We start from the raw sequence: 26,069 nt of genomic DNA, 5'->3' as shown, positions 1-26,069 counted from the left end.
CGGATCAGGCCTCCCGGTCGCCCGGCGCCGCGAACCTGTCGCGGTGCACGGCCTCCTCGAGCGGACGACCCTTGCGCCAGCCGAACCGTTCGAGGTCGGGTACTTCCTGGAGTCGCGTGACCGGGCCGACGCACAGCCACGCGATGGGACGCACGGGTGCGCTCACTCCGACGAAGTCGGCGAGGAAGTCCTCCTCGTAGAACGACACCCATCCCACGCCGAGTCCCTCGGCGGTCGCGGCGAGCCACAGGTTCTGGATCGCCAGCACGGCCGAGAACAGGCCGGATTCGTCGATGGTGTGGCGGCCGAGGATGTGCTTGCCGCCGCGTTCGGGGTCGTAGGTGACGACGACGCCGGTCCCCGATTCGACGATGCCTTCGATCTTGATGGGGTCGAAGGTGCTCTTCCGGTCCTCGGGGAGCGAGTCGGCGAACGCCTGTCGGCAACCGGCGACGTGCTCGGCGAACTCCTTCAGTCGCTGTTCGTCCTGCACGACGACGAAGTCCCAGGGCTGGGTGTTGCCGACACTGGGTGCGTGGTGGGCGGCCCGCAGGATGCGCATCAGCGTGTCCTCGTCGAGCCGTTCCCCGTTGAATTCTGCACGGACGTCGCGACGCATGCGGATGATGTCGTACAGCGCGTCCCGCGCTTCGGTGCCGAACATGTCAGGCCGGCAGGATCTCTTCGAGGGCGTCGAGGATCTCGGGCGCATCCGGTTCCGTGCGGGGACGGAAGCGCGCAGCGACCGTGCCGTCGGGGGCGATGAGGAACTTCTCGAAGTTCCACTGGATGTCGCCGGCCTCGCCGGAGGCGTCCGGGTGCTTGGTGAGCTCGGCGTAGAGCGGATGCCGGTTCTCGCCGTTGACCTCGATCTTCTCGAGCAGCGGGAAGGTCACGCCGTAGGTGGCGGAGCAGAACTCCTGGATCTCCTCCGGTGTGCCGGGTTCCTGCCCCATGAACTGGTTGCACGGCACGCCTACGACGAACAGTCCGCGGTCGCGGTATTCCTGCGCGAGCTTCTCGAGTGCCGTGTACTGCGGGGTCAGCCCGCACTTGGACGCGACGTTCACGACGAGAACCGCGTGGCCCTCGTACGCGCCGAGATTCGTGGGTTCACCCGAGAGGGTGTTGATCGGGATGTCCTGGAGAGGCGTGGTCATGTTTCCAAACTATCGTGTGCCCGATCACTCCCCCGAACATCGGCGTGCTACATCTTCTCCCCCGGGAGCTCGGCGGCCTGCCTCACCCACTTCCGGACCTTGTCCTCGTCGAGGTCCTCGAGCCGGCGGATGTCGTGATAGCGCATCTCGGGATGCTTCGGCCCCTTCTCGGGCAGCGGGTCGAGTGAACTCCCCCTGAAGAAACTCAGCTGCACGTAGTTCGTGAAGCAGCGGAACGTGAGGAACCAGCTGTCGTCGGCGGTGCCGTAGAGCGGCTGATTCCACTTCACGGCATTGTGGACGCCGGGGACCTCCTCGAGGATCAGCTCGTCGAGGCGTCGGCCGATGTCGTGCTTCCACTCGGGCATCGCCACGATGTAGGCCTCGACCGGTTCCCTGCCCATCCCCTTCGGTATCTGCGGGTTGCCACCCGACAACAGCTTGGGTCCGGTGCCCTTCTCGGACTCGCTCATGAGGTCTCCCCTCCTTGTCCCGGCACGGGAGCACCCGCCGGGAATCCTTCTGCGATGTAGGAGCTCGTAGACCGGCCGCCAGGCCTCCGAGTCGGTCTCCTGCGACGGCGGTTCGCCTGCCGGCAGGGCGTCGAACTCGTCGAGGCAGACCGTCCAGCCCGCGGCGACCATCGCGGCGGTCTCCCGGTCGCCGAGGACGTTGACGAAGACGAACAGGCAGCCCTGCGGCGTCGGGTTCAGCGTGAATCCCAGTTCGTCGCCCTCCCACGTGTAGGACAGGCTGCCGCGTGACTCGCACGCCAGGATCGTGCCCTTCGTGGGCTCGGCGCCGGGCTCGTCGGCGAAGGTGATCGTGCCGCCTTCGCGCAGTTCGATGTCGACGGCGGCGGGGAACCATCGGGAGAGTTCGGCCGGGTCGGTCACCGCGCTCCACAATCGTTCCTGCGGATACGGGTACTCCCGCTCGAAGCGGATCGCGGGACGGCCTTCGACATCGACGAATCGAGCTCGGTTCTTCACAGCGACTCCCGAAGTTGTGCGGTTGAAGAGCGTTGCGTGGCTTCTTCCCCGAACTATGCCGCATCGCTCCGACAGGAGAGTGCGATCAGGAGACCCGGTCGAACTCGTCCTCGATGTCCCCGCTACGGCTCGAGCCCACCCTCCCCCGCGCCCCGTCAGGTCTTCGCGGTCGGGTTGAACTACGACCCCGCAGGGTCCGTGGCTCGTCACCCCCGACGAGTTCGCCGACCCGGACGATCTGGAACTGGGGTGCACGATCGACGGCGAGGAGGTCCAGAAGGGCCACACGCGGGAGATGATCTTCTCCGTCCCCGCGATGGTCGCCGAGCTGTCGCGCAACGTCACCCTGCATCCGGGCGACGTGATCTTCACCGGCACACCCGCCGGTGTGGGCACGGGCCGCGACCCGCAGCGCTACCTGCGCGCCGGTGAGCGGCTCGACAGCTGGATCGACGGCATCGGCGAACTGCACCAGCGTTTCGTCGCCGCCGGCGCGTAGTCGCTACAGAAATGGCTGTCCGCTACGGAAATTTCCGTAGCGGACAGCCATTGTCGTAGCGGATGCCGGATCAGACGGAGACCTTCTCCAGGTTCGCGGGTTCGCGCTCGGGAGCGGGCTCGTGATCGTCGACCATCATGCTCTCGTCGAACGGCAGCCGTCCGCTGAGCACCTCGTCGACGCGTTCACGGTCCACCGACCGGGTCCAGGTGCCGATGAGCAGGGTCGCGATGGCATTGCCGGAGAAGTTGGTGACGGCTCGCGCCTCGGACATGAACCGGTCGACACCGACGATCAGGCCGACGCCGTCGAGCAGGTCGGGACGGTGGCTCTGCAGACCGCCGGCCAGCGTCGCCAGCCCGGCACCGGTGACCCCGGCCGCACCCTTCGAGGCGACGATCATGAACAGCAGGAGCGAGAGCTGCTCGCCCATGTTCAGGGGGCTGCCCATCGCATCGGAGACGAACAGGGCGGCCATCGTCAGATAGATGGCGGTGCCGTCCAGGTTGAACGAGTAGCCGGTGGGCACGACCACGCCGACGGTGGTGCGCTGGACACCGAGGTGCTCCATCTTGGCGATCAGGCGCGGCAGCGCGGATTCCGACGACGACGTCGCAAAAATGAGCAGGTACTCGCGGGCGAGGTACTTCACGAGCTTGAACACCGAGACACCGGCGACGGCCCGCAGCAGCGATCCCAGGACGCCGAAGACGAACACGACGCACGTGAGGTAGAAGGCGATCATCAGCACACCGAGCTGCAGGACCGCGCTCAGTCCGGTCTGACCGACGACGTTGGCGATGGCGCCGAACGCACCGATCGGGGCGAGCCACAGGATCATCGTCAGGATGCGGAAGACGAGCTTCTGCAGATGGGCGATACCGCGGAGGATCGGTTCACCCGACTTGCCGATGCCCTGGATCGCGAAACCGACGAGCAGCGCCACGAACAGGGTCTGCAGGACACTGCCTGCGGTCAGCGCGGAGAGCAGGGTGGTCGGGATGATCGACGCGATGAAGTCGACGGTGCCGCCGGCCGCGTGCGCCTTCTCGGCGAGTTCGGCACCCGAACCGGCGTTGGCCGGATCGAGGGTCAGACCCGAGCCCGGGTCGAGCAGGTTGCCCACACCGAGGCCGATCGCGAGCGCCACGGTCGACATGCCCACGAAGTAGACCAGCGCGAGTCCACCGATCCGGCCGACACTCGCCGCCGCCCGGACCGACCCGATGCCGAGCACGATGGTGCAGAAGATCACCGGGCTGATCATCATCTTGATCAGGTCGACGAACATGGTGCCGAGGACACCGAGCGACTTGCCTGTCTCCGGGGCCAGCCATCCGACGGCGATACCGGCGACGACAGCGATGATGACGCCGATGTACAGCCAGTGGGTGCGGTCGCGGCGTTTCTCGCCACGCACGGTTGTGGTGCTCATGGAGTGCCCTTCGATCATGCGCGGGCTCTTCGCGCGATGTTCACGGATAACGGGATGCGGTGACGCACCGGCGAGGACTCGGGAATCGACCGTGGTTCGGTCGGGTACTACGGAACCCTGGTAGGGCCTCTCCGCGCCCGGGCGGTGACCGGCATCACGTCCACATAGGGAAATGGTGGTGGTCCGTTCACCGCGGGAGAAGTTTGTGTACATAGTGTTCACGGGAGGTGACCGGTGAACCGTCGCGAGACGAGACCGCCGATGAGCGTGGCGGGCCAGCTGCTCATCCTCCAGCTGGTGGTGTTCACGGTGGTAGCGATCGTGGCGGGCGCGCTCATCGTCGTCGACGAACGCCGCGACGCCGACGAGGCCACCCGTCGCAGCGTGACGGATATCGCAGTGACAGCCGCGCTCTTCCCGGAGGTCGCGGACGGGTTGATCTCCCCCGATCCGACCGCAGCGCTCCAGCCCCGCGCCGAGCAGATCCGCGAGGCGACAGGGGTGGACTTCGTCGTCGTCGTGAACCCCGAGGGCATCCGGGTGACACATCCGGTGCCGGAGCAGATCGGGTTGCCGTACACGGGCCACACCGACGAGGCCCGTTCGGGCACGCCGTTCACCGAGACGTACACCGGCAGCCTCGGCCCGTCGATCCGCACCATCGCCCCCGTCTACGACGACGGCACGCTCGTCGGGTTCGTGTCGGTCGGGGTGACGCGGGAGAGGATCGCCGAGAACTTCGTGCGGAGCCTGCCGGGCATCCTCGGGCTCGTGGCGGCCGGGCTCGTGGTCACCGCAGCGGGCGGCTACCTCATCGCCCGGCGTCTGCGCCGGCAGACACTCGGCCTCAACCCCGACCAGCTGCGGCGCATGTACGAACACCACGACGCCGTCCTGCACTCGATCGGAGAGGGACTGCTGGTGTTCGGCACGGCCGAGGACTCTCCGCGCGTCGACGTCGTCAACGACGAGGCGCGCCGCCTGCTCGGGCTTCCCCCGACCGGACCGGTCCCCTTCGACACGCTCCCCGAGACACTGCGCGAACTCGCACTCACCGGTGAGGCACGCGACGAGGTGCATCTGACCCGCGACCGCACGCTCGTCGTCAACAGCGACGCGGTGAACTGGAACGGGCGCCGCATCGGCACGGTCGTCACTCTGCGCGACCACACCGAACTACGCAGTGTCCTGGGCGAACTCGACTCGGTCCGCGGGTTCGCCGAGTCGCTGCGGGCGCAGGCGCACGAGTCGGCGAACCGTCTGCACACCATCATCACGATGGTCGAACTCGGCCGGCCGGAGGAAGCGGTCGCGTTCGCGACGCAGGAACTGGCGGTCTCCCAGCATCTGATCGACAGGTTGACGAGCGCGGTCCACGAACCGGCGCTGTCGGCACTGCTGCTCGGCAAGATCGATGAGGCCGCCGAACGAGGGGTGGAACTGACCGTCACCGACGACACGGAACTCGGTCCGGTTCCGATCCCGGCGCGCGATATCGTCACTCTCGTCGGGAATCTCATCGACAATGCCATCGACGCCTCCCATGCGTCGGACGATCCGTGGGTGGAGGTTACTGTGCGCCAGGAGGATTCGTCGATGATCGTCGAGGTCGCCGACAGCGGGCCGGGGATGTCGCCGGAAGTACTGGCCCGGGCCATGCAGCGCGGCTACTCCACCAAATCCGAGCAGCGCGGTCTCGGACTCGCGCTCGTCGTCCAGGTCGTCGCGCGTCACGGCGGCACCCTGCGCACCGAACCGTCGCTGGGTTCGATGATCGTCGCCGAGATCCCCCTCGGAGGCACGTCGTGATCCGCGTGCTCATCGTCGAGGACGAGCCGCTCATCGCCGAGGCCCACCGCGAATACGTCGGCAGGGTGGAGGGATTCGAGGTGGTGAGCATCGCGCACACGGGCCGCGACGCCGTGCGGGCGGTCGCGTCGGCGGCGCGGGCGAAAACACCGGTGGATCTGGTGCTGCTCGACATCGGGCTCCCCGACACGAACGGCCTCGAGGTCGCCGCGCGCCTGAGCGCCGGTCGTCCGAGCCCCGACATCATCGCTGTGACGTCGAACCGCGATCTGGAGGTCGTGCGGACGGCGGTCGCGCGGGGCGTGGTGTTGTATCTGCTCAAGCCGTTCACCTTCGCGGCGCTGCAGGACAAACTCGAGCAGTACGTGGCCTATCGCTCGGCGCTGCGCGACGCGGAGACGGCGGCGGGTCAGCACGACATCGACCGCGCCATGGCGGCGCTGCGCACGAGCAGTTCCCGCCCGTCGACCCCCAAGGGCATCTCCCCCGACACGCTGTCGAAGATCACCGATTTCCTCCACGACGCCGACGGCCCGCGCACCGCCGCGGAAGTCGGCTCGGCCGTGGGGGTCTCACGCGTCACGGCATGGCGTTACCTCGAACGGCTCGCCGACGACGGTGCCGCGACCCGCCTCACCGAGTACGGCCGCGCCGGCCGACCCCAGGTCCGGTACGAACTGCGCAGGTGAGCGGTCGTGTATCCGATGACGAGGCGACAACGATGCGATAACTCCGTTAACGGGGGCGTCGGCGGGTCGCGACGTACCGGGTGATCACCCGTCCGACTCCACCGAGGAGGCACACACGTGAGATTCCGACCGACCGCGCTCCTGATCCCCGTCGTCGCAACGACGTTGCTCGCGGCATGCGGGAACGACGATACGACGCCCGCCCCCACCACGACCTCCGCAAACGCGACCGCGGAGCCCACCGGCGCGAACACGACGCGACCTGCACCTGCCGAGTCGACCGCAGCACCCGCGCCGATCGAACCCACGCGGGAGGCGTCGGCGCTCGAAGGCGAGGGGCTGTGTCTCGACCCGGCGGCGCCTCCTGTCGCGGACGCGCTCGCGGGTCTGAGCGACGACGGGTTCGCATGGCAGGTCGAGGACTCCACCGATGCCGTCGTCGGCGACTGCCCGTCGTTGATGTGGCTGGTCGCGGTGGGCGGGAACAGTGCGTCCTCCCCCGAACACCTGCTGTTCTTCGCCGACGGCAGCTATCTCGGTACTGCGACGTCGGAGCCGTACGCGTACACCTCGGTGGTCGACGCCTCCGACGACACGGTCACGGCGGAGTACCGCTGGCTCGCCGGCGACGAGCCGTTCTGCTGCCCCGAGGGCGGCCCCGCGACAGTGCGGTACACCTGGGACGGCTCGCAGATCGTCATGCTGGACCCGCTGCCGCAGGAGATGCTCGACTCCTACAACTGACGCTGCGCTCATCCGCTACGAGTTCGGTCATCCGCTACAGCAATTCGTTGGTTGTCAGGATGGTCGTGAGACATCCTGACAACCAACGCGGGGATCGGAGCGACACAGATGTCCGACCTCATGACCATCCCCGTAGGACGAACCCAACAAGGCCACCGCGCGTTCTCCATGGCCTACAAAATCGAGTTCTTGCGCCGATGGGACACCTGCGTCGAACGCGGCGCCAAGACCCGACTGCTGCGCGAGAACAATCTCGCCCAAGGCACCGTCCGCCGCTGGCTGCAGGCCCGCGATGAGGGACACTTGCAGAAGTCGATGGTCGAAGCAGCAGACAAAGCGAGGGACCGATTGGACAGTCGAGACCGCGCGGAGCTCGCCGAACTCCGCCGCGAAAACGAACGCCTCCGCGACAAAGTCGCCCAGAGCGACGCCGCCGTGGAGATCCTGGGAAAAGCATTCGAGCTCTTGCAGGGGATCCACAAGACCTCGACCGACGAGACCACCGAGATCCCGCCGGCATTGATGAGCGCACGCGAGTACGCGCTGTGGCTCGAGCGCAAAGCGTTGTCCTGACCGACATCGTCACCGAACTGACCGAGGCGGGAATGTCGGTCACCCGGGGATGTGCGCTCGTGGGGATCGCCCGGTCGAGCTATTACCGGCGGGCCCACCACTACCGGCACTATCGGCCGGTCACCGATCCGATCCCGCAGCGACAGCGGCAGCAACCAGCGGCACTGTCGCCGGCCGAGAAGGCCACCATCGTCGCGTTGATCCTCGCCGAGGAGAACGCGGATCAGTCTGTGTGTCAAATCTATTGGCGTTCGTTCGATGACGGATTGGTGGACTGCTCGGAGGTCACGTTCTATCGGGTGGCCCGGGCCGAGAAGCTCACCGGGGACCGGCGTCGCAGCCGCACCGGAGGACCGTCGACGCCCCGCTGCGCACCGGTCGTCGAGGCCATCGACGTCGGGGACCTGTGGTCGTGGGACATCACGACACTCAAGGGGCCCCGCACGCAGGACCAGTTTCGGTTGTATCTGGCAATCGATGTGTACTCACGGTTTCCGGTGGCGTGGCGCATCGAATACCACGAGGACAAGGCCAAGGCGGTAGAGATGTTCACCGAAGCGTTCACCGCGTTCGGGGCGCCGGGGGTGTTGCATGCCGACAACGGGGCATCGATGCGGTCGGGGTTGTTGCTCGATGCCCTCGCCGCGGCGGGGGTCGTGTCGTCGTTCTCCCGTCCGCGGGTCAGTGACGACAATCCCTTCTCGGAGTCATTGTTCAAGACCATCAAGTACGACCTGACATGTCCGGATCGGTTCGATGATATCGATCATGCTCGGCGGTGGACCGAAGACTTCATGAACCGGTATGCGCTCGAGCACCGGCACGCAGGGCTGGGGCGGTACACGCCGGTGTCGGTGTTCCTCGGCAGTGCCGCCGAGGAACACCGACGTCGGCAGGAGCGTCTCAACCGGATCCACGAAAAGTATCCGCATCGGTTCCGGCGTCGACCGGCAGCGCCGGCGTTACCGCAACCGACGGGAATCAACACACCTGATCTGTCTCAGACAGGTTGACAACTTCCGAATTGCCGTAGCGGATGACGAAGAAGCGAGCGGATACGAGTAGCTCACGGCAGGTAGTGCTCGAGGACGAGCCGCTACTGCGCGGACGCCTCCGCGCGGTAGGCGCCGGACGTCTCGAGCACCCATGCGAACTCGAACGCGACCTCGCGCCACTTCTCGTAGCGACCCGACACACCGCCGTGTCCCGCGCTCATCTCCGTCTTGAGCAGCAAGGGAGCATCGCCGGTCTTCGTCGCGCGCAGCTTGGCGACCCACTTGGCGGGTTCGACGTAGAGCACGCGGGTGTCGTTGATGCTGGTGATCGCGAGGATCGCCGGGTAGTCCTTGGCCTCGACGTTCTCGTAGGGGCTGTACGAGCGCATGTACTCGTACACCTCGGGGTTCTCGAGCGGGTTGCCCCACTCGTCCCACTCGATCACCGTGAGCGGCAGGGACGGATCGAGGATCGAGGTGAGCGGGTCGACGAACGGGACGTTCGCGAGGATGCCCGCGAACAGCTCGGGCGCGATGTTCGCGACCGCACCCATGAGCAGGCCACCGGCGCTGCCGCCGTCGGCGACCAGCTTCTCCGGGCTCGTGACGCCGGTGTCGATCAGGTGCCGCGCGCACGCCACGAAGTCGGTGAAGGTGTTCTTCTTCGTCAGCGACTTGCCGTTCTCGTACCAGTGCCGGCCCATCTCGCCGCCGCCGCGCACGTGCGCGACCGCGAAGACCATGCCCCGGTCGAGCAGCGACAGGCGTGCGACGGAGAAGGCCGGGTCGATGCTGGCCTCGTACGAGCCGTAGCCGTACAGCAGCGTGGGGGCGTTCTCGGGGGTGCCCTTGCGCGCGACGATCGACAGCGGGATCTTCGTGCCGTCCTCGGCGGTCGCCCACTCGCGGCGCTGCTCGTAGAGCGTCGGGTCGAAATCGCCGAGCACCGGCTGCGACTTGAGCAGTTCCAGCTCGCCGGTGCTCACCGTGTAGTCGTAGATCCGGCTCGGGGTGATGAACGACGTGTAGCCCAGACGCAGTGTGGGCTGGGTCCATTCGGGATTCGCGCCCGGTCCGACGGCGAAGAGTTCCTCGTCGAACTCGAGTTCGGTGAGCGTGCCGTAGCCCTCGTCGGTCAACGGCCACACCGCGAGCCGGGTGAGGGCCTCGCGGCGGTAGCCGAGCACGAGATGTCCCTCGAACGCGTCGACGTCCTCGAGGCGCACGTCGTGCCGGTGCTCGATCAGGGTGCGCAGCGCGGACGGGTCGTCGACGGGAGCCTCGGCGAGGACGAAGTTCTCGGCCTTCTCCCCCGTCTCGGGGTCGACGTCGTTGTGCAGGATCAGGAAGCGGTCCTCACCGGCGATCACGGCGTGCTCGGCGCCGTACTCGACACCTTCGCGCCGCGGCAGGATCACGCGGAATTCGCCTGTGGGGTTCTCGGATTCGAGCACCCACCCCTCGGTGGTGATCTTCGATCCGACCCAGATCATGAGGTACTTCTCGCTGCGGGTCGATCCGATCGACACCCAGTACCGCTCGTCGGGTTCGTGGAAGACCTTCACGTCCTCGTCGACGGAGGTGCCGAGCTTGTGCCGCCAGACGGTGTCGGGCCGCCACGACTCGTCGACCGTCTGGTAGAAGACGTGGCTGTGGTCGAGCGCCCACGTCGCTCCCGGTGCGGTGCCGGGGATCTCGTCCGACCGCATCCCACCGGTGGTGAGGTCCTTGATGCGCAGGGTGTAGCGCTCGTCGCCCACGACGTCGGTCGAGTACGCGAGCAGGGTGCCGTCGTGGCTGATCGAGAACGCTCCGAGCGAGAAGAACTCGTGCCCTTCGGCCTCGACGTTGCCGTCGAGGAGCACCTGCTCGCCGGGAAGTTCGACACCCGGCGTGACGTTCGGCGGCGTCCAGTCGTCGGCGTCGGTGATCGGGCACCGGCACTGGATCGCGTACTGCTTGCCCTCGACGGTGCGGGCGTAGTACCACCAGTCGCCCATCCGGGTGGGGACCGACATGTCGGTCTCCTGGGTGCGCGACCTGATCTCCTCGAAGATCGCCTCACGCAGCGGAGCGAGATGCTCCGTCTGCGCCTCGGTGTACGAGTTCTCCGCCTCCAGGTACGCGACGACCTCGGGGTCGTTCTTGTCGCGCAGCCATTCGTAGTCGTCGACGAAGGTGTGCCCGTGGTGGGTGCGCTCGAGGGGCACCTTCTTCGCGACCGGCGGAGCGATCTTCGAGGAGGTCATATGCGGTCAGCCGATCCAATCGTCGAAGGACATTCCCGAAATACGTTCGTACGCCTCGATGTAGCGGGCACGCGTCTTGTCGACGACGTGCTGCGGCAGCGGCGGGGGCGGGGTGTCGGAGGCGCGGTCCCAGCCCGATTCGGGTCCGGTGAGCCAGTTCCGGACGATCTGCTTGTCGAAGCTGGGCTGCACCTTGCCCTCCTCGTACTCGTTCGCGTCCCAGTAGCGGGACGAATCCGGAGTGAGGACCTCGTCGGCGAGCACCAGGTTGCCGGCCTTGTCGAGACCGAACTCGAACTTGGTGTCGGCGAGCAGGATGCCGCGTTCGGAGGCGTACATGGCGGCGCGGTCGTAGATGTCGAGCGTGTCCTGGCGCAGCTTCATCGCCAGGTTCAGGCCGACCTTCTCGACGACGTCGTCGAACGAGATGTTCTCGTCGTGGTCGCCGAGCGCGGCCTTGCTGGCCGGGGTGAAGATCGGCTCGGGCAGCCTGCTGGCCTCGACGAGACCCTCGGGCAGGGCGACACCGCAGACGGAGCCCGTGGCCTGGTAGTCGAGGAGGCCGGAGCCGGTGAGGAAGCCGCGGGCGACGCACTCGACGGGCACCATCTCGAGGCGCTTGACCACGAGGGCACGGCCGAGGACCTCCTCGGGGATACGCTCGTCGTCGGGTTCTCCCGCGAGATGGTTGTTGGTGGCGTCGAGCAGCTTGAAGAAGAACACGCTCATCGCAGTGAGGACCCGCCCCTTGTCGGGGATCGGGGTCTCGAGCACGTGATCGTAGGCCGAGATCCGGTCACTGGCGACGAGGAGCAGGTGCTCGTCGTCGATCACGTACAGATCACGCACCTTGCCGCCGGCGAGGTGTTGGTAGGACTCGAGTGAAGGACGCACGCTGACACCCTAGTGCTCATCGAGTGGGCGTACCGCACCCCGTGGCGGATATCCCACTCGGTCACAGCACGACGGAGCAGCGACGCGAGCGAGAACAGGAGTGGCATGGCCGCATCGTCGCGGGTGGACGTCGGGTTCAGGTCCGATCGGGGCCCGATCCTCATCGCTCTGATGCTCGCCACCTCCCTCGTGGCGCTCGAGAGCACGATCCTGGCCACCGCGGTCCCGACGATCGTCGCGGACCTGGGTGGCTTCACGCAGTTTCCGTGGTTGTTCTCCGCCTACCTGCTCACGCAGGCGGTGCTCGTCCCCGTCTACGGCAAGCTCTCCGACGTCTTCGGCCGCACTCCGCTCCTGTTGTTCGGGATCGGGGTGTTCGCGGCGGGTTCGGTGCTGTGCGCGCTGTCGTGGAGCATGCCGGCGCTGATCGCGTTCCGCGCGGTGCAGGGACTCGGCGCCGGTGCGGTGCTGCCGATGGCGCAGACCATCGCCGGGGACATCTACACGGTCGCCGAGCGGGCCAAGGCGCAGGGCTATCTGGCCAGCGTGTGGGGCATGTCGGCGGTGGTCGGCCCGGCCGTGGGAGGCATCTTCGCCGACTTCCTGTCGTGGCGGTGGATCTTCTGGGTCAACCTGCCGTTGTGCGCCCTCGCGGCGTGGGTGCTCGTCCGCAACTTCCGCGAGGAGAAACCGGCCGGACCACGACCGCGGGTGGACTGGGCCGGCGCGGCGACCCTCGCGGCGGGCGCCGCCCTGTTGATCCTCGGACTGCTCGAGGGCGGCCAGTCGTGGGCGTGGACGTCGGCACCGAGCATCGGCATCTTCGCCGCGGGCGCGACGCTGATCGCGGTGTTCGTGTGGATCGAGTCCCGCGCAGCCGAGCCGATCCTGCCGATCCGCCTGTTCACGCGGCGGGTGCTCGTCACCACCAGCGCGGTATCGTGCCTGGTGGGGGCGGTCGTGCTGGGTCTGACCTCGTACGTTCCGTCGTTCGTGCAGGGCGCGCTGGGGACCACCGCGCTCGTCGCGGGCTTCACGCTGGCGACGATGACGATCGGCTGGCCGATCGCGGCGGCGCAGTCGGGCCGGTTCTACCTGCGGATCGGTTTCCGCAACACCGGCCTGGTGGGTGCGGTGCCGCTGCTCTGCGGCGCGGCACTGCTGACGCAGGTCGGTGTGGAGTCGGCTCCCTGGCAGGTCGCGGTCTGCTGCGTGCTCGTCGGTCTCGGGATGGGGTTGATCGCCAGCCCGTCGCTGATCGCGGCGCAGTCGAGTGTCGAGTGGTCGGAGCGGGGCGTCGTCACGGGGGCGAACGCCTTCGCTCGCGCGATCGGCAGCGCGGTCGGTGTGGCGGTGTTCGGTGCGCTCGCCAACGCCGCGCTCGGTGGTGCAGCAGCGGACGAGACCACGATGGGGGCTCCCGACGCGGCGCAGTTGGCGGCGTCCGTGGCGCCGGTGTTCGTCGCCGTTCTGGTCTGCGCCGCCCTGCTGGTGTCGTGCGTGTGCCTGATCCAGAACCGTCCGGCGGCGGCCGGGTAGGCGACACGCCGCGTGCCTATACCGTTACCTACGCGCTGTTTCGTATTCGCTCGAGATCGGGCACCATCTCTGCGGTGAGAACGACAAGCGGCGGCAAGGACACCATCGACGACGTGACGTACTTCCCCGTCGGGGCTGCGGAGCATGCTCTGCAGCGGCTGGCACACGCCACGGCGATGCAGGACACGACGGATTACGAGGCGCTGCGCTCTGCCATGGACGCGGAGTACTTCTGGCGCGGTGTCGCCGAGACCTTCCGGATCGCCGACGAGGCATTCCGGATCGTGTCGTCCGCGACCCGCGACCGGCAGGACATCTCCGCGCACGTCATGGCACGCGCTGCCGACTGGGTGGGCACCATCGAGCTCGCCACCGAGGGATCCCGGCTGTACGGCGCGCTCGTCGCCTACACCCAGGGCGTCAGCGAAGGGTATTCGGCCGTGGAGGCCTGGGCGCGCGACGGACGGGTATGACACGAAGGCGCTGATCGACGCGAAGGCGGGGCCGGGGTTCACCCCGGCCCCGCTCGTCGACCCGCAGGTCAGCCCACAGCTTCGAGATCGCCCGCGTCCTCGAACCGCCGCAGCGTCGGGGTCGCGACGAACATGATCGCGATGATCACCACACCGGCCACGCCGTAGACGGTCAGGGCCATCGAGATCGGCACCAGCGAGGCCACGACGCCCGCCGCGACCGCACCGACGGAGGTACCGGCCGTCACCTGCGCGCCCCACACGGCCGCGATCCGTCCGCGGTACTCGTCGGAGGTGTTGCGCTGGACGGTCGCGTACCGCACGACGTCCGCGAGCGAGTCGCCGAAACCGTGCGCGGCGAGGCCGAGCAGCACGACGGCGAGGACGCCGGTCGCGCCGGCACCCACCAGACCGGCGGCGGAGACCGCCATGAGCAGGTACACCACCAGCCCGTACCGGCGGATCGAGCCGGTCCAGCCGCTGGTCAGCGAGCCGATCACGGCTCCGACTGCGGGCGCGGTGTAGAGCAGGCCCACCACCGACGGTCCGACGCCGAGCACCTCGTCGGCGAACTCCGGGATCAGCACGGCCCAGCCGGACAGCAGCATCGCGAGGAACCCGACGATCAGCACCTGCCCCACCACGCGGTTGTGTGCCGCGTACCGGAAGCCCGACACCACAGACTTCAGCGGTGACTCCTCCGCGACATGCGTCGGGGGCAGCGACGGCAGGCGGGTGATGCAGAAGGTGGTGATCGCGGTGGTGAACGCCGCGAGCGCGTAGGCCACGCCCACACCACCGGCGGCGATGACGACACCGCCGAGCGCCGGGCCGATCATGGAGCCGAGGTCGGCGGTCAGCGCCATGAGCGCGCCGGCCGCAGCGAGCTTGTCGCGCGGGATCAGGCTGGGGGTGACGGCCATGAGCGCGGTCGCCGAGATCCCGCCCGCGATGCCGTCGACGACGGCGAGCACGTAGATCGCCCACATCTGCGGTTCGGGCAGGAACGCGTTGATCGCCAGCAGCGCGAAGGCGACGCCTGCGGTGCCGCGAGCGAGGGCGATGACGTTCCGCCGGTCGTACCGGTCGGCGAGCACCCCGCCCGCGAAGGTGGCCCCGAAGGTGGTCACACCGATCACCGCGGAGACGGCGGCGACCTGCGCCGTCGAGCCGGTGAGCTGGTAGACCTGCACGGGCACGGCCACGATGAGGAAACCGAGACCGAACAGGGAGACGACGCGTGCGGTGAACAGGTACCGGAACTCGCGGCTGGTCCGCAGCGGGTCGATGTCGATGAGGAGCTTCTCGAAGACGGCCACGATCACCCGCTCATCCGCGGGTGAGCAGCGCGATCCACTGCTCGAGGTCGGGGGCCGAGGCGAGGTCCACGAAGTCGACCTCGACGCCGGCGCTGCGCCACTGTTCCACGAGGGCCATCAGCCGGACGGAATCGAGTCCCTGGTCGACGAGGCTCGCCGAGGGGTCGAGTTCGTCGACGTCGATGTCCAGGATCCGGGCGGTGTCGGCGAGGACGGTAGTGCGATCGAGCATGGTGTTCTCCTTCTTTCGATGTGTGCAGGCGGGTTGCGCTCTATCGAGCGGTGCCCGTCAGTTCTCTCGCGGCGACGACGACCTGCACCGTGTCCTGCCAGATCCGCGCGATCTCGGCGAGCGTGTCCGCATCGACCACGTCCGCTGCGGCGGCGAACTCGCATTCTAGAACCGCGCCGTCCGGGGTGTCCTCGGTGATCGCGTCCACCTGCAGGACGTGGTCGAGCGGCATGTCCGGATCCACCGACCCGCCGATCGCGGCGGCGCCCGGTGCGCCCGACCACGGGCTGCCGGATGCCTCTCCGAGCGTGAGCCGGCCGAGGTAGTTGAAGACGACGGCCGGCGGCACGTACCGGGCGAAGCGGTGGCCGAAGTCCGGGTTCAGCCGACGCAGCAGGCCGAAGCCGATGCCGTTGTCGGGTCGTTCCCGCGACGCGCGTGCCACCGCGCGCAGCGCCGCGCCCGCGGCGTCGGTGTCCCGGGACGCGGACGCCACGTCGACCTCCGACAGATCCACCGTCACCGGATACATCGACGTGAACCAGCCGACGGTGCGCGACAGGTCGGCACCGGGGACCACCTGCTCCTCCCGACCGTGTCCCTCGAGATCGATACGGACCTGGTCGCCGCCCCGAACCGACGCCACCGCGACGGCGAGGGCCGAGAGCAGGATGTCGTCGACGACGTCCGCGGCCAGGACCCGTTCGGTGACGTCGACGGGCAGGTGCACGCGGGTCGACCGGGTCGAGAAGACGGTGTCGCGTGCCGGGTCGAGCGGGCGCGAACCGAGCATCGGTTCATCGGCGTCGACGGCGCGCTGCCAGGCCGACCACGACGCGGTGATCCGCTCCGAGCGGGCGGCCTTCGCGAGTTCGTCCGCCCACACCCGGAAGGGTGTGCCGCTCGACGACAGGGTCACCGGCTCTCCACGCTCGGCCTGTTCGACGGCGTCGGCGAGGTCGGGGACGAGGATCCGCCACGACACGCCGTCCACCACGAGGTGGTTCACGACGATCAGGACGCGTCCGGCCTGCTGCGGCCCGAAGTCGAACCACACGACCTGCACCATCATCCCGTTCTCGGGATCGAGTGCCGCGTAGGCGTTCTCACGTTCCTCGTCGAACAACTCGCCCCAGTCCCGGCCCGTGGCGTCGACGCGCCGCACGGACCCGGTGAGGTCGGGCACGGTCTCGGGGACCGTCCACGACGGCCGGCCTTCGTCGTCGACCCGGAAGGCCGAGCGCAGCATCGGATGGGCGGTCACGAGCGCCTCGATCGCGGTCCGCAGGGTGTCGAGCGTGACCCCGACCGGCGCGACGAGCAGTCGCGCCTGCGAGAACCGGGACAGACCCGTCCACTGTTCGAGGGTGTCCCACACGATCGGCGTGACGGTCACCTCGCCCGTAGCGTCGCCGACGGCTGCCGGACGGGTCTGCCCGCTGCCGATGTCGATCGCAGCCGCGAGTGCCTCGACGGTGCGCAGTTCGATCACCTGACGGGTCGTGATCCACAGTCCTTCTGCCCGGACCTTCGACACGAGCTGGATCGAGACGATCGAGTCGCCGCCGAGGGAGAAGAAGTCGTCGTCGATGCCCACCCGTTCGAGTCCGAGCACGTCCGCGACGAGTCCGGCCAGGACCCGTTCGGTGCCGGTGCGCGGTGCACTGGTGCCGACCAGCGACGAGAAGTCCGGTTCGGGTAGCGCCTTCCGGTCGACCTTGCCGTTGGCGGTGACGGGGAAGGTGTCGAGCACGAGCACCACGGCGGGCACCATGTAGTCGGGCAGGCGCTCGGCGACGGTGGCACGAACGACCGCCGGATCGACGTCGCCGTCCGGGGTCACGTAGCCGACCAGACGCGTCACTCCACGAGTGTCGGTGTGTGCGTTCACGACCGCGTCCCGCACGCCACGCACCGCGGTCAGCGCGGCCTCCACCTCGCCGAGTTCGACCCGGAAGCCGCGGATCTTGACCTGGTCGTCGCCGCGCCCGAGGAATTCGAGCACGGGCCGGCCGTCGGCACCGCGGACCCGCCGGACGAGGTCGCCGGTGCGGTACATGCGACTGCCGTCGTCGGCGAAGGGATTCGGCACGAACCGGACCGTCGTGAGGTCGGGCCGACCGAGATATCCGCGGGCAACGCCGGCACCGGAGACGTACAGTTCGCCGACCACTCCCATCGGCACGGGCCGGAGCATCGCGTCGAGGACGTAGGCGCCGGCACCGTGTACCGCCCGGCCGAGGCACGGTGTGTCCGCATCGGTGACCGACCCGATGAGCGAGTCCACGGTGCATTCGGTGGGGCCGTAGAGGTTGAAGGCCCGCCCGTCCGTGAGCTCCCGCAGTCGCTGCCACGACGCCGGATTGACGGCCTCGCCACCGAATCCCACGGAGGCGGGGCGGTGTCCGCTCTCGTACAGTCCCGCCGCGAGCATGCGGTCGAGGAAGGACGGGGTGACCTCGAGGAAGTCGAGTTCGTGTTCGAGCGTGTACGCGACCATCCGTTCGGGATCACGCATGGTGTCCTCGTCGAAGACGTGCACCGTGTGTCCGTCGAGCAGCCACAGGGTGGGCTGCCAGGACGCGTCGAAGCCGAACGACCATGCGTGCCCGACGCCGACGGAGTCGCGTCCGGACGCCGCGACGGTCGGGACGTAGAGGTCCGCGCGGTGACTCTCGAACAGGTTGAGCAGGTTCGCGTGCGTGACCGCGACGCCCTTCGGCAGTCCGGTCGAACCGGAGGTGTAGATGACGTACACACCGTTGTGCGGGCGCAACGCTCCGAGCCGGTCGGCGTCCGTCAGTGGGGCCGTGGAGAATTCGTCGAGTTGCAGGTCGGGGTCGTCGAGCACCACGATCCGCGTGTCGCCTGCGACGGGGGCGATGCCACCCAGAACCGAGGCGACCGTGACGATCACCTGCGGACGCGAATCGGACACTATGTGCGCCAGTCGATCCTGTGGATAGGACGGATCCATCGGTACGTACACGCCACCCGACGAGATCGCCGCCGCGATCGCGACGACCATGTGCTCGGACCGCGGCAACGCGAGCCCCACGACCGTCTCCGGCCCGACCCCGGCGTCGACGAGGAGCCGCGCGAGTCGCGCGGATCGCCGGCCCAGTTCCGCGAACGACAGTGTCGTGCCGTCGGCGACCACCGCGGGTGCGTGCGGGGTACGTGTGATCTGCCGTGCCAGGAGATCGGCGACGGTCGCCGCACCGCTCGACGGTGCCGCGGGGGTCGTCGACCACTCGCTGCGCAGACCGGCGCGTTCGGCGGCCGTGAGCACATCGAGTTGCGTCACGGTTCTGGGCTTCTCGGTGACGAGCTGATCGAGGATGCGGACGAGCCTCTCCCCCAGTGCGGTGGCGTCGTCCTCGGTGAACAGATCAGTCCGGTATTCGAGGCCGAGATGCAGTTCGTCCTCCAGTCCCGCGACCAGCACGAGCGGGAAGTTCGTGGCGTCCGAGCCTCCGACGGAGCCGACCCGCACGCCACCGTCCCGCTGCGCCGCGTCGAGGGCGTCGCGGTCGACGGGATAGTTCTCGAAGACGAGCAGGGTGTCGAACAGTTCGCCGACCCCGACGGCACGCTGGATGTCGGCGAGACCCACGTACTGGTGGTCCATCACACGGTTCTGGGTGGCGTGCGTGCGCGTGACGAGATCGGTGATCGACTCCTCCGCCTGCGTGCGGACGCGCACCGGGACGGTGTTGATGAACAGGCCGATCATCGATTCCACGCCCGGCACGTCGGGGACGCGCCCGGAGACGATCGCCCCGAAGACGACATCGGTTCTGCCGGTGAGCGATCCGACGAGAAGACCCCAGGCGGTCCGGACGAGTCCGTTGACCGTGACGCCGTATGCGCGGCTCGCCTCGACGAGTCGCCGCGACAGTCCGTCCGGCACGGCGACCGTCAGTTCGGCGGGGAACTCCGGTCGCAGCGCCGTGCCGGACGGCGCGACGAGGGTGGGTTCGTCCACACCGTCGAGCAACTCGCGCCACACCTCGACACCGGCCGCGACGTCCTGTTCGCCGAGCCAGTCGAGGTAGTCCGAGAACGGCGCGACGGGTGCGAGTCCGGCGGTGGATCCGCCGGCGGCGTAGATCTGCAGGAGTTCCTGCACGAGCAGCGGGGTGGACCAACCGTCGGAGACGAGGTGGTGCATCGTGAACAGCAGTCGCGCGCGCGACGGTCCCGCGACCACCAGCGTGAAGCGCACCAGCGGTGCGGCCGAGAGATCGAACCTGCGGGCGCGGTCGGTGGCGAGCAGTTCCGCCACCCGCGTGTCGAGTTCGCCGGGCTCGACGTCCCCGAGATCGACGACCTCCCAGCGCGGTTCGGCGGTACGACGGACGACGCCGATCGGTTCGCCCGCTGCGCCGAGTCGATATCCGGTGCGCAGCACGGCGTGCCGGTCGACGAGTGCACGCACCGAGCGCTGCATCGTTCGGGCGTCGACGCGACCGTCGAGGGCGAGGTCGGTCTGCATCGTGTAGACATCGACACCCTCGGCGACACTGCCCGATCCCGATGGCTCGTCCAGTCCGGCCAGGAAGTACATGCCGCGCTGCAGGGGTGTCAGCGGCACGACGTCCTCGATGCCGTCCGGATTCTCGGCGTGCAGCGCGAGCACCTCGTCGACGGACAGTCCGGACGCGGTGAGCATCGACGGCACGGGGGCACCGGCAACGCCATCTGCGACCGTGTCGGTGAGGAGGCGCAGTGCCGCGAGCCAGCGTTGCCCGATCCGGCGGGCGCGATCGGCGTCGAGCGCACCGGTGGCGTAGGTGAACACCGCCGACAGCGCGGGTCCGTCCGGTCCGTCCTCCGTGATGGCGTTGACGTCGAGGACGTGGTCGAGGGGCATGGCCGGGTCGACGGAACCGCCGAGCGCGGCCACCTCCGGTGCGGCCGACCACGCGGCGTCGGCGGTGTCGCCGAGGGTCATGCGGCCGAGGTAGTTGAACATCACCTCCGGGGCCCGGTAGCCGGCGAAGCGGTCGCGGTCGTCGCCGAGGAAGCGCAGGAGACCGAATCCGATTCCGTTGTCGGGGATCCGCTTCAGCGACTCGGTCGCGTAGGCGACGGCCCGGAGCGGATCACCACCGTCGAGCGCACGGTCTCCAACGAGTTCGACCGTCACGGGGTACAGGGAGGTGAACCATCCGACGGTGCGCGACAGGTCGGCGCCGGGCACGACCTGTTCTTCGCGGCCGTGACCCTCGAGATGCACTCGCAGGGCGGATCCGCCGCAGACGTCGGTGACGGCGAGGGCGAGAGCTGCGAGCAGCACGTCGCCGGTGCCGATACCGAGGGCGGACGGCACGGTGGTGAGGATGCGTTCGGTGACGTCGATCGGCACGTCGATCTCGACGGACGCCGAGGTCGACACGATGTCGCGCTGCGGGTCCAGGAGGCGGCTTCCCACCGCGGGTGCCCCCTCGACGGCGAGAGCGGATTCCCAGATCGGCCACGATCCGGTGATCCGCTCGGACGAGGCGGCCTCGACGAGCGCTTCCGCCCATTCCCGGAAGGACGTCCCGGTGTCCTCCGGCGCGGGGGTCTCCCCGCGGGTGGTTGCGTCGACGGCACCGGCGAGGTCGGGCACCAGGATCCGCCACGACACGCCGTCGACGACGAGATGGTGCGCGACGACGACGATGCGCCCGGCCTGTTGCGGTCCCGGGTCGAGGAAGACCACGCGGAGCATGATCCCGGTCTCGGGGTCGAGTGCGTCGACGGCCTCCGCCGACGCCTCGGCGATGACGTCGCTCCACGAGACCTGGTCCGTGGTCGAGACATCCACTCGCCGGACGAGCGTCGCGGCCTCCGGAAGGTCCTCGGGCACGATCCACGACGGTCCGGAGTCGCCGATGGTGAACCGCGAGCGCAGCATCGGGTGAGCCGCGAGCAGTGCCCGCACGCCCGCGACGAGGTCCGCCTCCCGCAGACCCACGGGGGCGACGAGCACCCGCGACTGGGTGAACCGGCGCAGCGAGTCGAACGATCCGGACGCGAGGGATTCGTGCACGATCGGCGTGACGGGCACCGGGCCGGTCGCCGCCGTCCGGGCTCGCCGGGGCTCCTCGGCGGGTGCCTCGCACGCTGCGGCGAGCGCGGCGGCGGTACGCAGTTCGAAGACCTGACGGGCCGTCACGCGCAGCCCGGCCGCACGCAACCGCGACACCAGCTGGATGGAGACGATCGAATCGCCTCCGAGGGCGAAGAAGTCGTCGTGCACCCCGACGCGGTCGAGGCCGAGGACGTCGGCGACGGTGGCGCACAGCGTCCGCTCGGTCTCGGTGCGCGGTTCACCGGCACCCGCCAGCGACGAGAAGTCGGGTTCGGGCAACGCCTTCCGGTCGATCTTGCCGTTGGTCGTCAGTGGAAGGACGGGAAGAGCGACGAGCACGGCCGGCACCATGTAGTCCGGCAGCCGGCCGGCGAGCACGGCCCGCACCTCGGCGGTATCGGGTCCGTCACCGACGATGTACCCGACGAGGCGGGTGGTCCCCCGATCGTCGGTGTGCGGGACCACCACGGCGTTCCGCACGGCCGGATGCGCGGTGAGCGCGGTCTCGATCTCGCCGGGTTCCACGCGGAATCCTCGGATCTTGACCTGGTCGTCGTCGCGCCCGACGTATTCGAGTGTGCCGTCGTCCGTCCACCGCACGACGTCGCCGGTGCGGTACATGCGGGCACCCGCCGGCCCGTGCGGATCGGCGACGAAACGCGTCGCGGTCAGGCCGTTCCGGCCGAGATAGCCTCGGGTGACGCCGTTTCCGGCAACGTACAGCTCACCGGCCACTCCCGTGGGCACGGGACGCAGCCAGTGGTCCAGGACCCGCACGCTCGTCCCCGGGGTGGGACCGCCGATCGTCACGGTCTCCCCCGCGATGCGCGCAGAGGTCGCGTCGACGGTGCACTCGGTGGGTCCGTAGCAGTTCGTCGCCACCACGTCGCTCGCGGCGAGGCGCTGCCACAGCGCGGCACTCACCGCTTCGCCGCCCACCGTGACGGTCGCGGGGACGTGCCCGCCGGGTTCGAGGAGACCGGCGTCGAGCAGGCGGTTCATGAGCACGGGCACGGTGTCGACGTAGTCGATGCCGTGGGTGCGCACGTAGTCGACGATGTGGTCGACGTCGGCGCGGTACTCGTCGGGAAGCACGTGCAGCACATGGCCTTCGAAGAGCCAGGTGAGCGCGGCGACGGCCGAGTCGAAGGCGAACGGGTAGGTGAGCAGGACGTGCCACTGCCCGTCACGCGGCGCACGACCGGCGGCCTGCATGGGCCCGGCGGTCTGTGCGGCGTGCAGGTCGGCGAGATTGGCGTGCGTGACGGCGACACCCTTCGGCAGACCCGTGGAACCGGAGGTGTAGACGACGTAGGCCAGATGGTCCGGGCGGAGCGGGGCGCGCCGGTCCGCGTCCTTGAGCGGAGCGGACGGCAGCGCCGACAGTGCGGACTCGACGTCCGGGGCGTCGAGGACCAGCACGTCGGCGCCGTCGAGCACGTCGCCGAGGCTCGCGCGCACGGCTTCGGTGGTGATCACCAGTCGCGGTGCGGCGTCGGTGATCATGTGCTTCAGCCGGTCGGCGGGATAGGACGGGTCGAGCGGCAGGTAGGCGCCTCCGGCGGTGAGGACGGCGACGATCGCGTCGACCATGGCGCCGGTCCGGGGAAGCGCGAGACCGACCCGCTCGTCGGGTCGCACGCCGCGGTCGACGAGCAGTCTCGCCAGTCGTGCCGAGGCCGCGCCGAGTTCACCGAAGGACGATTCCTGCTCACCACACACCACTGCGGGTCGGTCGGTGTCGGTGGTGAACCGGTGCGCGAGCAGGTCGGCGACGGTGCCGGTCGACGGTGCCGCGGGTGCGGTGGACCAGGTGCCCAGTATGCGTTCCCGTTCCGAGGACGGCAGGACGTCGAGGTCGGCGACAGGCGCATCGGGCCGGGTACACAGGGCCTCGAGGATCGCGACGAGGCGGGCACCCAGGGCGGCGGCCTCGTCCGCGTCGATCAGCGACGGACGGTGGTCGAGCTTGACGACGAGCCGGTCGGACATGCCGGCCGTGAGGACCAGCGGATAGTTGGTGGCGTCGCGTCCGTCGACGCCGGTGATCGTCACTCCCCCGGCGCGCTGGGCTCGCTCGAGGGCGTCGCGGTCGACGGGGTAGCTCTCGAACACGGTGAGGGTGTCGAACAGTTCACCGATCCCGACGGCGCGCTGCACGTCGGACAGGCCCAGATACTGGTGGTCGACGGTGCGCGACTGCTCGAGCTGTACGCGTCGCAGCAGGTCGGTGACGGTCGCGGCGGGATCGAGCCGCACCCGCACCGGCACGGTGTTGATGAACAGCCCGACCATCGATTCCACGCCGGCGAGTTCCGGCGGGCGGCCGGAGACCGTCGCGCCGAAGACGATGTCGCCGCGGCCGAGCAGACCGGACAGGAGCATCGCCCACGCGGTCTGCAGCACCGTGTTGAGGGTGACCCCGCTTGCGCGGGTGAGCTCCGCGAGTTTCGCGCCGAGCCCGTCGGGGACCGGCACGTCGAGTTCGCCGCAGCGTTCCGACGAGCGGGTCGCGCCCGGCGGTGCCACGAGCGACGGTTCGCTCACACCGTCGAGCGCCTCGCGCCACAGCGACCGGGCGGCCTCGTGGTCCTGGCGCCCGAGCCATGCGAGGTAGTCGCGGTAGGGGCGTACGGACGGCAGACCCGACGCCGATCCCCCGGCAGCGTAGATCTCGAGCAGCTCGCGCACCAGGATCGGCGACGACCAGCCGTCGACGACGATGTGGTGGGCGGTGAGCAGCAGGCGCACCTCGTCGGCGCCGAACCGCACGAAGGTCCAGCGCACGAGCGGCGGTTGCGTGAGGTCGAACCAGTCGTGCAGGTCGTCCTCGACGATCTGCTCGAGCCGGCGTTCCGCCTCGGCGCGTTCGAGACCCGACAGATCCTCGCTACGCCAGGGATTCTCCACGCCCGACACGACGAGACCCGCCGTACGGCCGTCCTTTCGGGGACGGAAGCACGTGCGCAGCGCCGGATGACGATCGAGCAGCGCCTGGGCGGAGGCCGCCATCCGCCCCTCGTCGACCGCGCCCGACAGTCGTACCACCGATTGCACCGTGTAGGCGTCGGGGTCGGCCGTACCCGTGTTGTCGGATACCGAGCCGGTCGGCGCCGCAACGGTACTCAGGTAGAGCAGGCCCTGTTGCAGCGGCGAGAGCGGAACGATGTCTTCGAGCGCAGTGGAACGGGTCATCTGTCGCTTTCGTTGTAAGACGGTCAATTCGGGCACGAACGACGAACGGCCCCCGCGTCGGGACGTCGGGGGCCGTTCGGTCGGTGGTGCGGGACGGGCCCGCAGCGGCGACTACTCCTGGTTCTGGCTCGCAGGAAGCTTCGCCAACTCGGCATCGATGGAATCGAGTGCCAGCAGAGCGGTTTCGTAGGTCGCTGCACTGGAGTGCTTGACGGCGACGAGGTTGCCGGCCTTCACTGCGGGCAGATCCTGCCATAGCGGGGAGGCGAACAGTTCCTCCAGCTCGGGCGGCAGCGAACCGTCGGCCTCGACACCGTAGACGATCACGTCGGCCTCGCCGAGGTTCTCGGGCAGCTGCTCGACCGACAGGTACTCGGAGTGAACCTCTTCGGGATCGGTCGGCTCACCGTAGAAGTCGAGTCCGAGATCGTCGAACAGGTTGGTGGTGTACGACGAGGCGTACTCGCGGGAGAACTCACCGGGCTCGGTACCGCACACACCGCAGACGCCGGCGAACTTCAGGCCCCCGAGCGAGCCGGCGTACTTGTCGGCGATCTCGGCAGCGCGAGCCTCGTACTCCTCCTTGAACTCCCCGTAGGAGTCGCTGACGTTCGCGGCATCGGCGTACTGCTCACCGAGTTCGCGCCACTCACCCGGAACGGTGAGTCCGACGAAGACCACCGGGGCGAGCGCCTCGAGCTTTGCCACGTCGACCTGCTCCTTCACGCGGGCCGGGACACCCATGATGATGAGGTCGGGATCGGCGGCGGTGACGGCCTCGTAGTTGAGCTCCGCCACTGCTCCGTCGGGGGCGACCTTCGGGAGTGCCTCGTAGGCGGCCAGGGTCTCCTCGTCCATGTTGTCGAGCTCGCGGCTCCACTCGCACACGGCGGCGAGGTTCGCGCCGGCCTGGATGAGCGGGAGGGTCGCGTAACCGCAGGACACGATCCGCTGCGGGTCGGCCGGGATCTCGATGCTGCCGTTCTGCGCTTCGAAGGTGCGCGTCGCGACGGAGTCGGTGCCGCTCTCGGCACTGCTGCTGTCACCGTCGCTCGAACATCCCACAAGTCCGACGGCCAGCAGAGCTGCCGCGCCGAGCGCCACGGCGCCCCGCGCGCGCTTGCGTTCCAGAACGCGCATCGTTGTTCTCCCAGAGTCTCCCGCCGGGGCGCGTTGCCCCGGTCACGATT

17 protein-coding genes and 1 pseudogene are annotated in these 26,069 nt (G+C 68.9%); 8 read left to right on the top strand and 10 right to left on the bottom strand.

Annotation, left to right across the window (positions count from 1 at the left end):
- Window positions 1-4: 4 nt before the first annotated feature.
- Genes bluB through CKW34_RS03770 form a run of 3 tightly spaced genes read right to left on the bottom strand, consistent with a single transcriptional unit; the run spans window position 5 to window position 2,152 of the window.
- Window positions 5-664, bottom strand: a complete 660-nt coding sequence (gene bluB / locus CKW34_RS03780) for a 5,6-dimethylbenzimidazole synthase (protein WP_059384279.1) — start codon at window positions 662-664, stop codon at window positions 5-7.
- Window position 665: 1 nt separating this feature from the next.
- The gene (locus tag CKW34_RS03775; RefSeq protein ID WP_016695454.1) at window positions 666-1,160 is read right to left on the bottom strand and encodes a glutathione peroxidase; all 495 of its coding nucleotides are present in this window, start codon (window positions 1,158-1,160) and stop codon (window positions 666-668) included.
- Between the two features lie 47 nt (window positions 1,161-1,207).
- Window positions 1,208-2,152 (bottom strand): DUF1801 domain-containing protein, encoded by a 945-nt coding sequence (locus tag CKW34_RS03770; RefSeq protein ID WP_162232232.1) that lies wholly within the window; start codon window positions 2,150-2,152, stop codon window positions 1,208-1,210.
- A 184-nt stretch (window positions 2,153-2,336) separates the two neighbouring features.
- Here CKW34_RS03770 and CKW34_RS03765 point away from each other — a divergent pair.
- Window positions 2,337-2,651 (top strand): annotated as a pseudogene (locus tag CKW34_RS03765) (fumarylacetoacetate hydrolase family protein); the annotation flags it as partial.
- A 70-nt stretch (window positions 2,652-2,721) separates the two neighbouring features.
- Here the strand turns inward: CKW34_RS03765 and CKW34_RS03760 are convergent.
- Window positions 2,722-4,086: a cation:dicarboxylate symporter family transporter gene (locus CKW34_RS03760; RefSeq protein WP_059384280.1), complete on the bottom strand. Its 1,365-nt coding sequence runs from the start codon at window positions 4,084-4,086 to the stop codon at window positions 2,722-2,724.
- A 261-nt stretch (window positions 4,087-4,347) separates the two neighbouring features.
- Between CKW34_RS03760 and CKW34_RS03755 the strand changes: the two genes are divergently transcribed.
- From CKW34_RS03755 to CKW34_RS03735, 5 genes are all read left to right on the top strand, one after another.
- Window positions 4,348-5,895 (top strand): sensor histidine kinase, encoded by a 1,548-nt coding sequence (locus CKW34_RS03755; protein WP_064059943.1) that lies wholly within the window; start codon window positions 4,348-4,350, stop codon window positions 5,893-5,895.
- Window positions 5,892-6,584 carry a response regulator gene (locus tag CKW34_RS03750; protein ID WP_059384282.1) on the top strand — a complete coding sequence of 231 codons (693 nt, stop codon included), beginning with the start codon at window positions 5,892-5,894 and terminating at the stop codon, window positions 6,582-6,584. The genes CKW34_RS03755 and CKW34_RS03750 overlap by 4 nt, the downstream gene beginning before the upstream one ends.
- Before the next feature lie 117 nt (window positions 6,585-6,701).
- Window positions 6,702-7,328 (top strand): LppP/LprE family lipoprotein, encoded by a 627-nt coding sequence (locus CKW34_RS03745; protein ID WP_059384283.1) that lies wholly within the window; start codon window positions 6,702-6,704, stop codon window positions 7,326-7,328.
- Between the two features lie 120 nt (window positions 7,329-7,448).
- Complete coding sequence (locus CKW34_RS03740; RefSeq protein WP_059384853.1) at window positions 7,449-7,901, top strand: hypothetical protein; 453 nt, start codon at window positions 7,449-7,451, stop codon at window positions 7,899-7,901.
- Window positions 7,874-8,914 (top strand): DDE-type integrase/transposase/recombinase, encoded by a 1,041-nt coding sequence (locus CKW34_RS03735; protein WP_226949771.1) that lies wholly within the window; start codon window positions 7,874-7,876, stop codon window positions 8,912-8,914. Before CKW34_RS03740 ends, CKW34_RS03735 begins: the two co-directional genes overlap by 28 nt.
- A gap of 83 nt (window positions 8,915-8,997) precedes the next feature.
- Here CKW34_RS03735 and CKW34_RS03730 read toward each other — a convergent pair whose 3' ends face one another.
- Entirely contained in the window at window positions 8,998-11,145 is a 2,148-nt protein-coding gene (locus CKW34_RS03730; RefSeq protein ID WP_059382425.1) for a S9 family peptidase, read from the bottom strand.
- Between the two features lie 6 nt (window positions 11,146-11,151).
- The gene (locus CKW34_RS03725; RefSeq protein ID WP_059382426.1) at window positions 11,152-12,039 is read right to left on the bottom strand and encodes a phosphoribosylaminoimidazolesuccinocarboxamide synthase; all 888 of its coding nucleotides are present in this window, start codon (window positions 12,037-12,039) and stop codon (window positions 11,152-11,154) included.
- Between the two features lie 105 nt (window positions 12,040-12,144).
- Here CKW34_RS03725 and CKW34_RS03720 point away from each other — a divergent pair, with 105 nt between their 5' ends.
- The gene (locus CKW34_RS03720; protein WP_059382427.1) at window positions 12,145-13,578 is read left to right on the top strand and encodes an MDR family MFS transporter; all 1,434 of its coding nucleotides are present in this window, start codon (window positions 12,145-12,147) and stop codon (window positions 13,576-13,578) included.
- Between the two features lie 74 nt (window positions 13,579-13,652).
- Window positions 13,653-14,051, top strand: a complete 399-nt coding sequence (locus tag CKW34_RS03715) for a hypothetical protein (RefSeq protein ID WP_059382428.1) — start codon at window positions 13,653-13,655, stop codon at window positions 14,049-14,051.
- Between the two features lie 68 nt (window positions 14,052-14,119).
- Here CKW34_RS03715 and entS read toward each other — a convergent pair whose 3' ends face one another.
- The 4 genes from entS to CKW34_RS03695 form a co-directional block, all read right to left on the bottom strand.
- Window positions 14,120-15,370 carry an enterobactin transporter EntS gene (gene entS, locus CKW34_RS03710; RefSeq protein WP_059382619.1) on the bottom strand — a complete coding sequence of 417 codons (1,251 nt, stop codon included), beginning with the start codon at window positions 15,368-15,370 and terminating at the stop codon, window positions 14,120-14,122.
- Between the two features lie 10 nt (window positions 15,371-15,380).
- Window positions 15,381-15,602 (bottom strand): phosphopantetheine-binding protein, encoded by a 222-nt coding sequence (locus CKW34_RS03705; RefSeq protein WP_059382429.1) that lies wholly within the window; start codon window positions 15,600-15,602, stop codon window positions 15,381-15,383.
- 40 nt (window positions 15,603-15,642) lie between these two features.
- Window positions 15,643-24,879 (bottom strand): non-ribosomal peptide synthetase, encoded by a 9,237-nt coding sequence (locus tag CKW34_RS03700; RefSeq protein WP_059382430.1) that lies wholly within the window; start codon window positions 24,877-24,879, stop codon window positions 15,643-15,645.
- A gap of 111 nt (window positions 24,880-24,990) precedes the next feature.
- A complete protein-coding gene (locus CKW34_RS03695; protein WP_059382431.1) occupies window positions 24,991-26,019 on the bottom strand; it encodes an ABC transporter substrate-binding protein in 1,029 nt (342 codons plus the stop codon).
- Window positions 26,020-26,069 lie beyond the last annotated feature (50 nt).

It is taken from the genome of Rhodococcus rhodochrous (genome assembly GCF_900187265.1).
Lineage (GTDB): Bacteria > Actinomycetota > Actinomycetes > Mycobacteriales > Mycobacteriaceae > Rhodococcus > Rhodococcus rhodochrous.
Note: the sequence above shows the minus strand (reverse complement) of the source record. Positions and strands in the feature narration are given on the sequence as shown.

Bases quoted from the DNA above. Each gene is read 5' to 3' on its own strand.
- CKW34_RS03705 (WP_059382429.1), bottom strand. From the start codon at position 15,602: ATGCTCGATCGCACTACCGTCCTCGCCGACACCGCCCGGATCCTGGAC.
- CKW34_RS03760 (WP_059384280.1), bottom strand. From the start codon at position 4,086: ATGAGCACCACAACCGTGCGTGGCGAGAAACGCCGCGACCGCACCCAC.
- CKW34_RS03740 (WP_059384853.1), top strand. From the start codon at position 7,449: ATGACCATCCCCGTAGGACGAACCCAACAAGGCCACCGCGCGTTCTCC.
- CKW34_RS03700 (WP_059382430.1), bottom strand. From the start codon at position 24,879: ATGACCCGTTCCACTGCGCTCGAAGACATCGTTCCGCTCTCGCCGCTG.
- bluB (WP_059384279.1), bottom strand. From the start codon at position 664: ATGTTCGGCACCGAAGCGCGGGACGCGCTGTACGACATCATCCGCATG.
- CKW34_RS03720 (WP_059382427.1), top strand. From the start codon at position 12,145: ATGGCCGCATCGTCGCGGGTGGACGTCGGGTTCAGGTCCGATCGGGGC.
- CKW34_RS03775 (WP_016695454.1), bottom strand. From the start codon at position 1,160: ATGACCACGCCTCTCCAGGACATCCCGATCAACACCCTCTCGGGTGAA.
- CKW34_RS03730 (WP_059382425.1), bottom strand. From the start codon at position 11,145: ATGACCTCCTCGAAGATCGCTCCGCCGGTCGCGAAGAAGGTGCCCCTC.
- CKW34_RS03755 (WP_064059943.1), top strand. From the start codon at position 4,348: ATGAGCGTGGCGGGCCAGCTGCTCATCCTCCAGCTGGTGGTGTTCACG.
- CKW34_RS03695 (WP_059382431.1), bottom strand. From the start codon at position 26,019: ATGCGCGTTCTGGAACGCAAGCGCGCGCGGGGCGCCGTGGCGCTCGGC.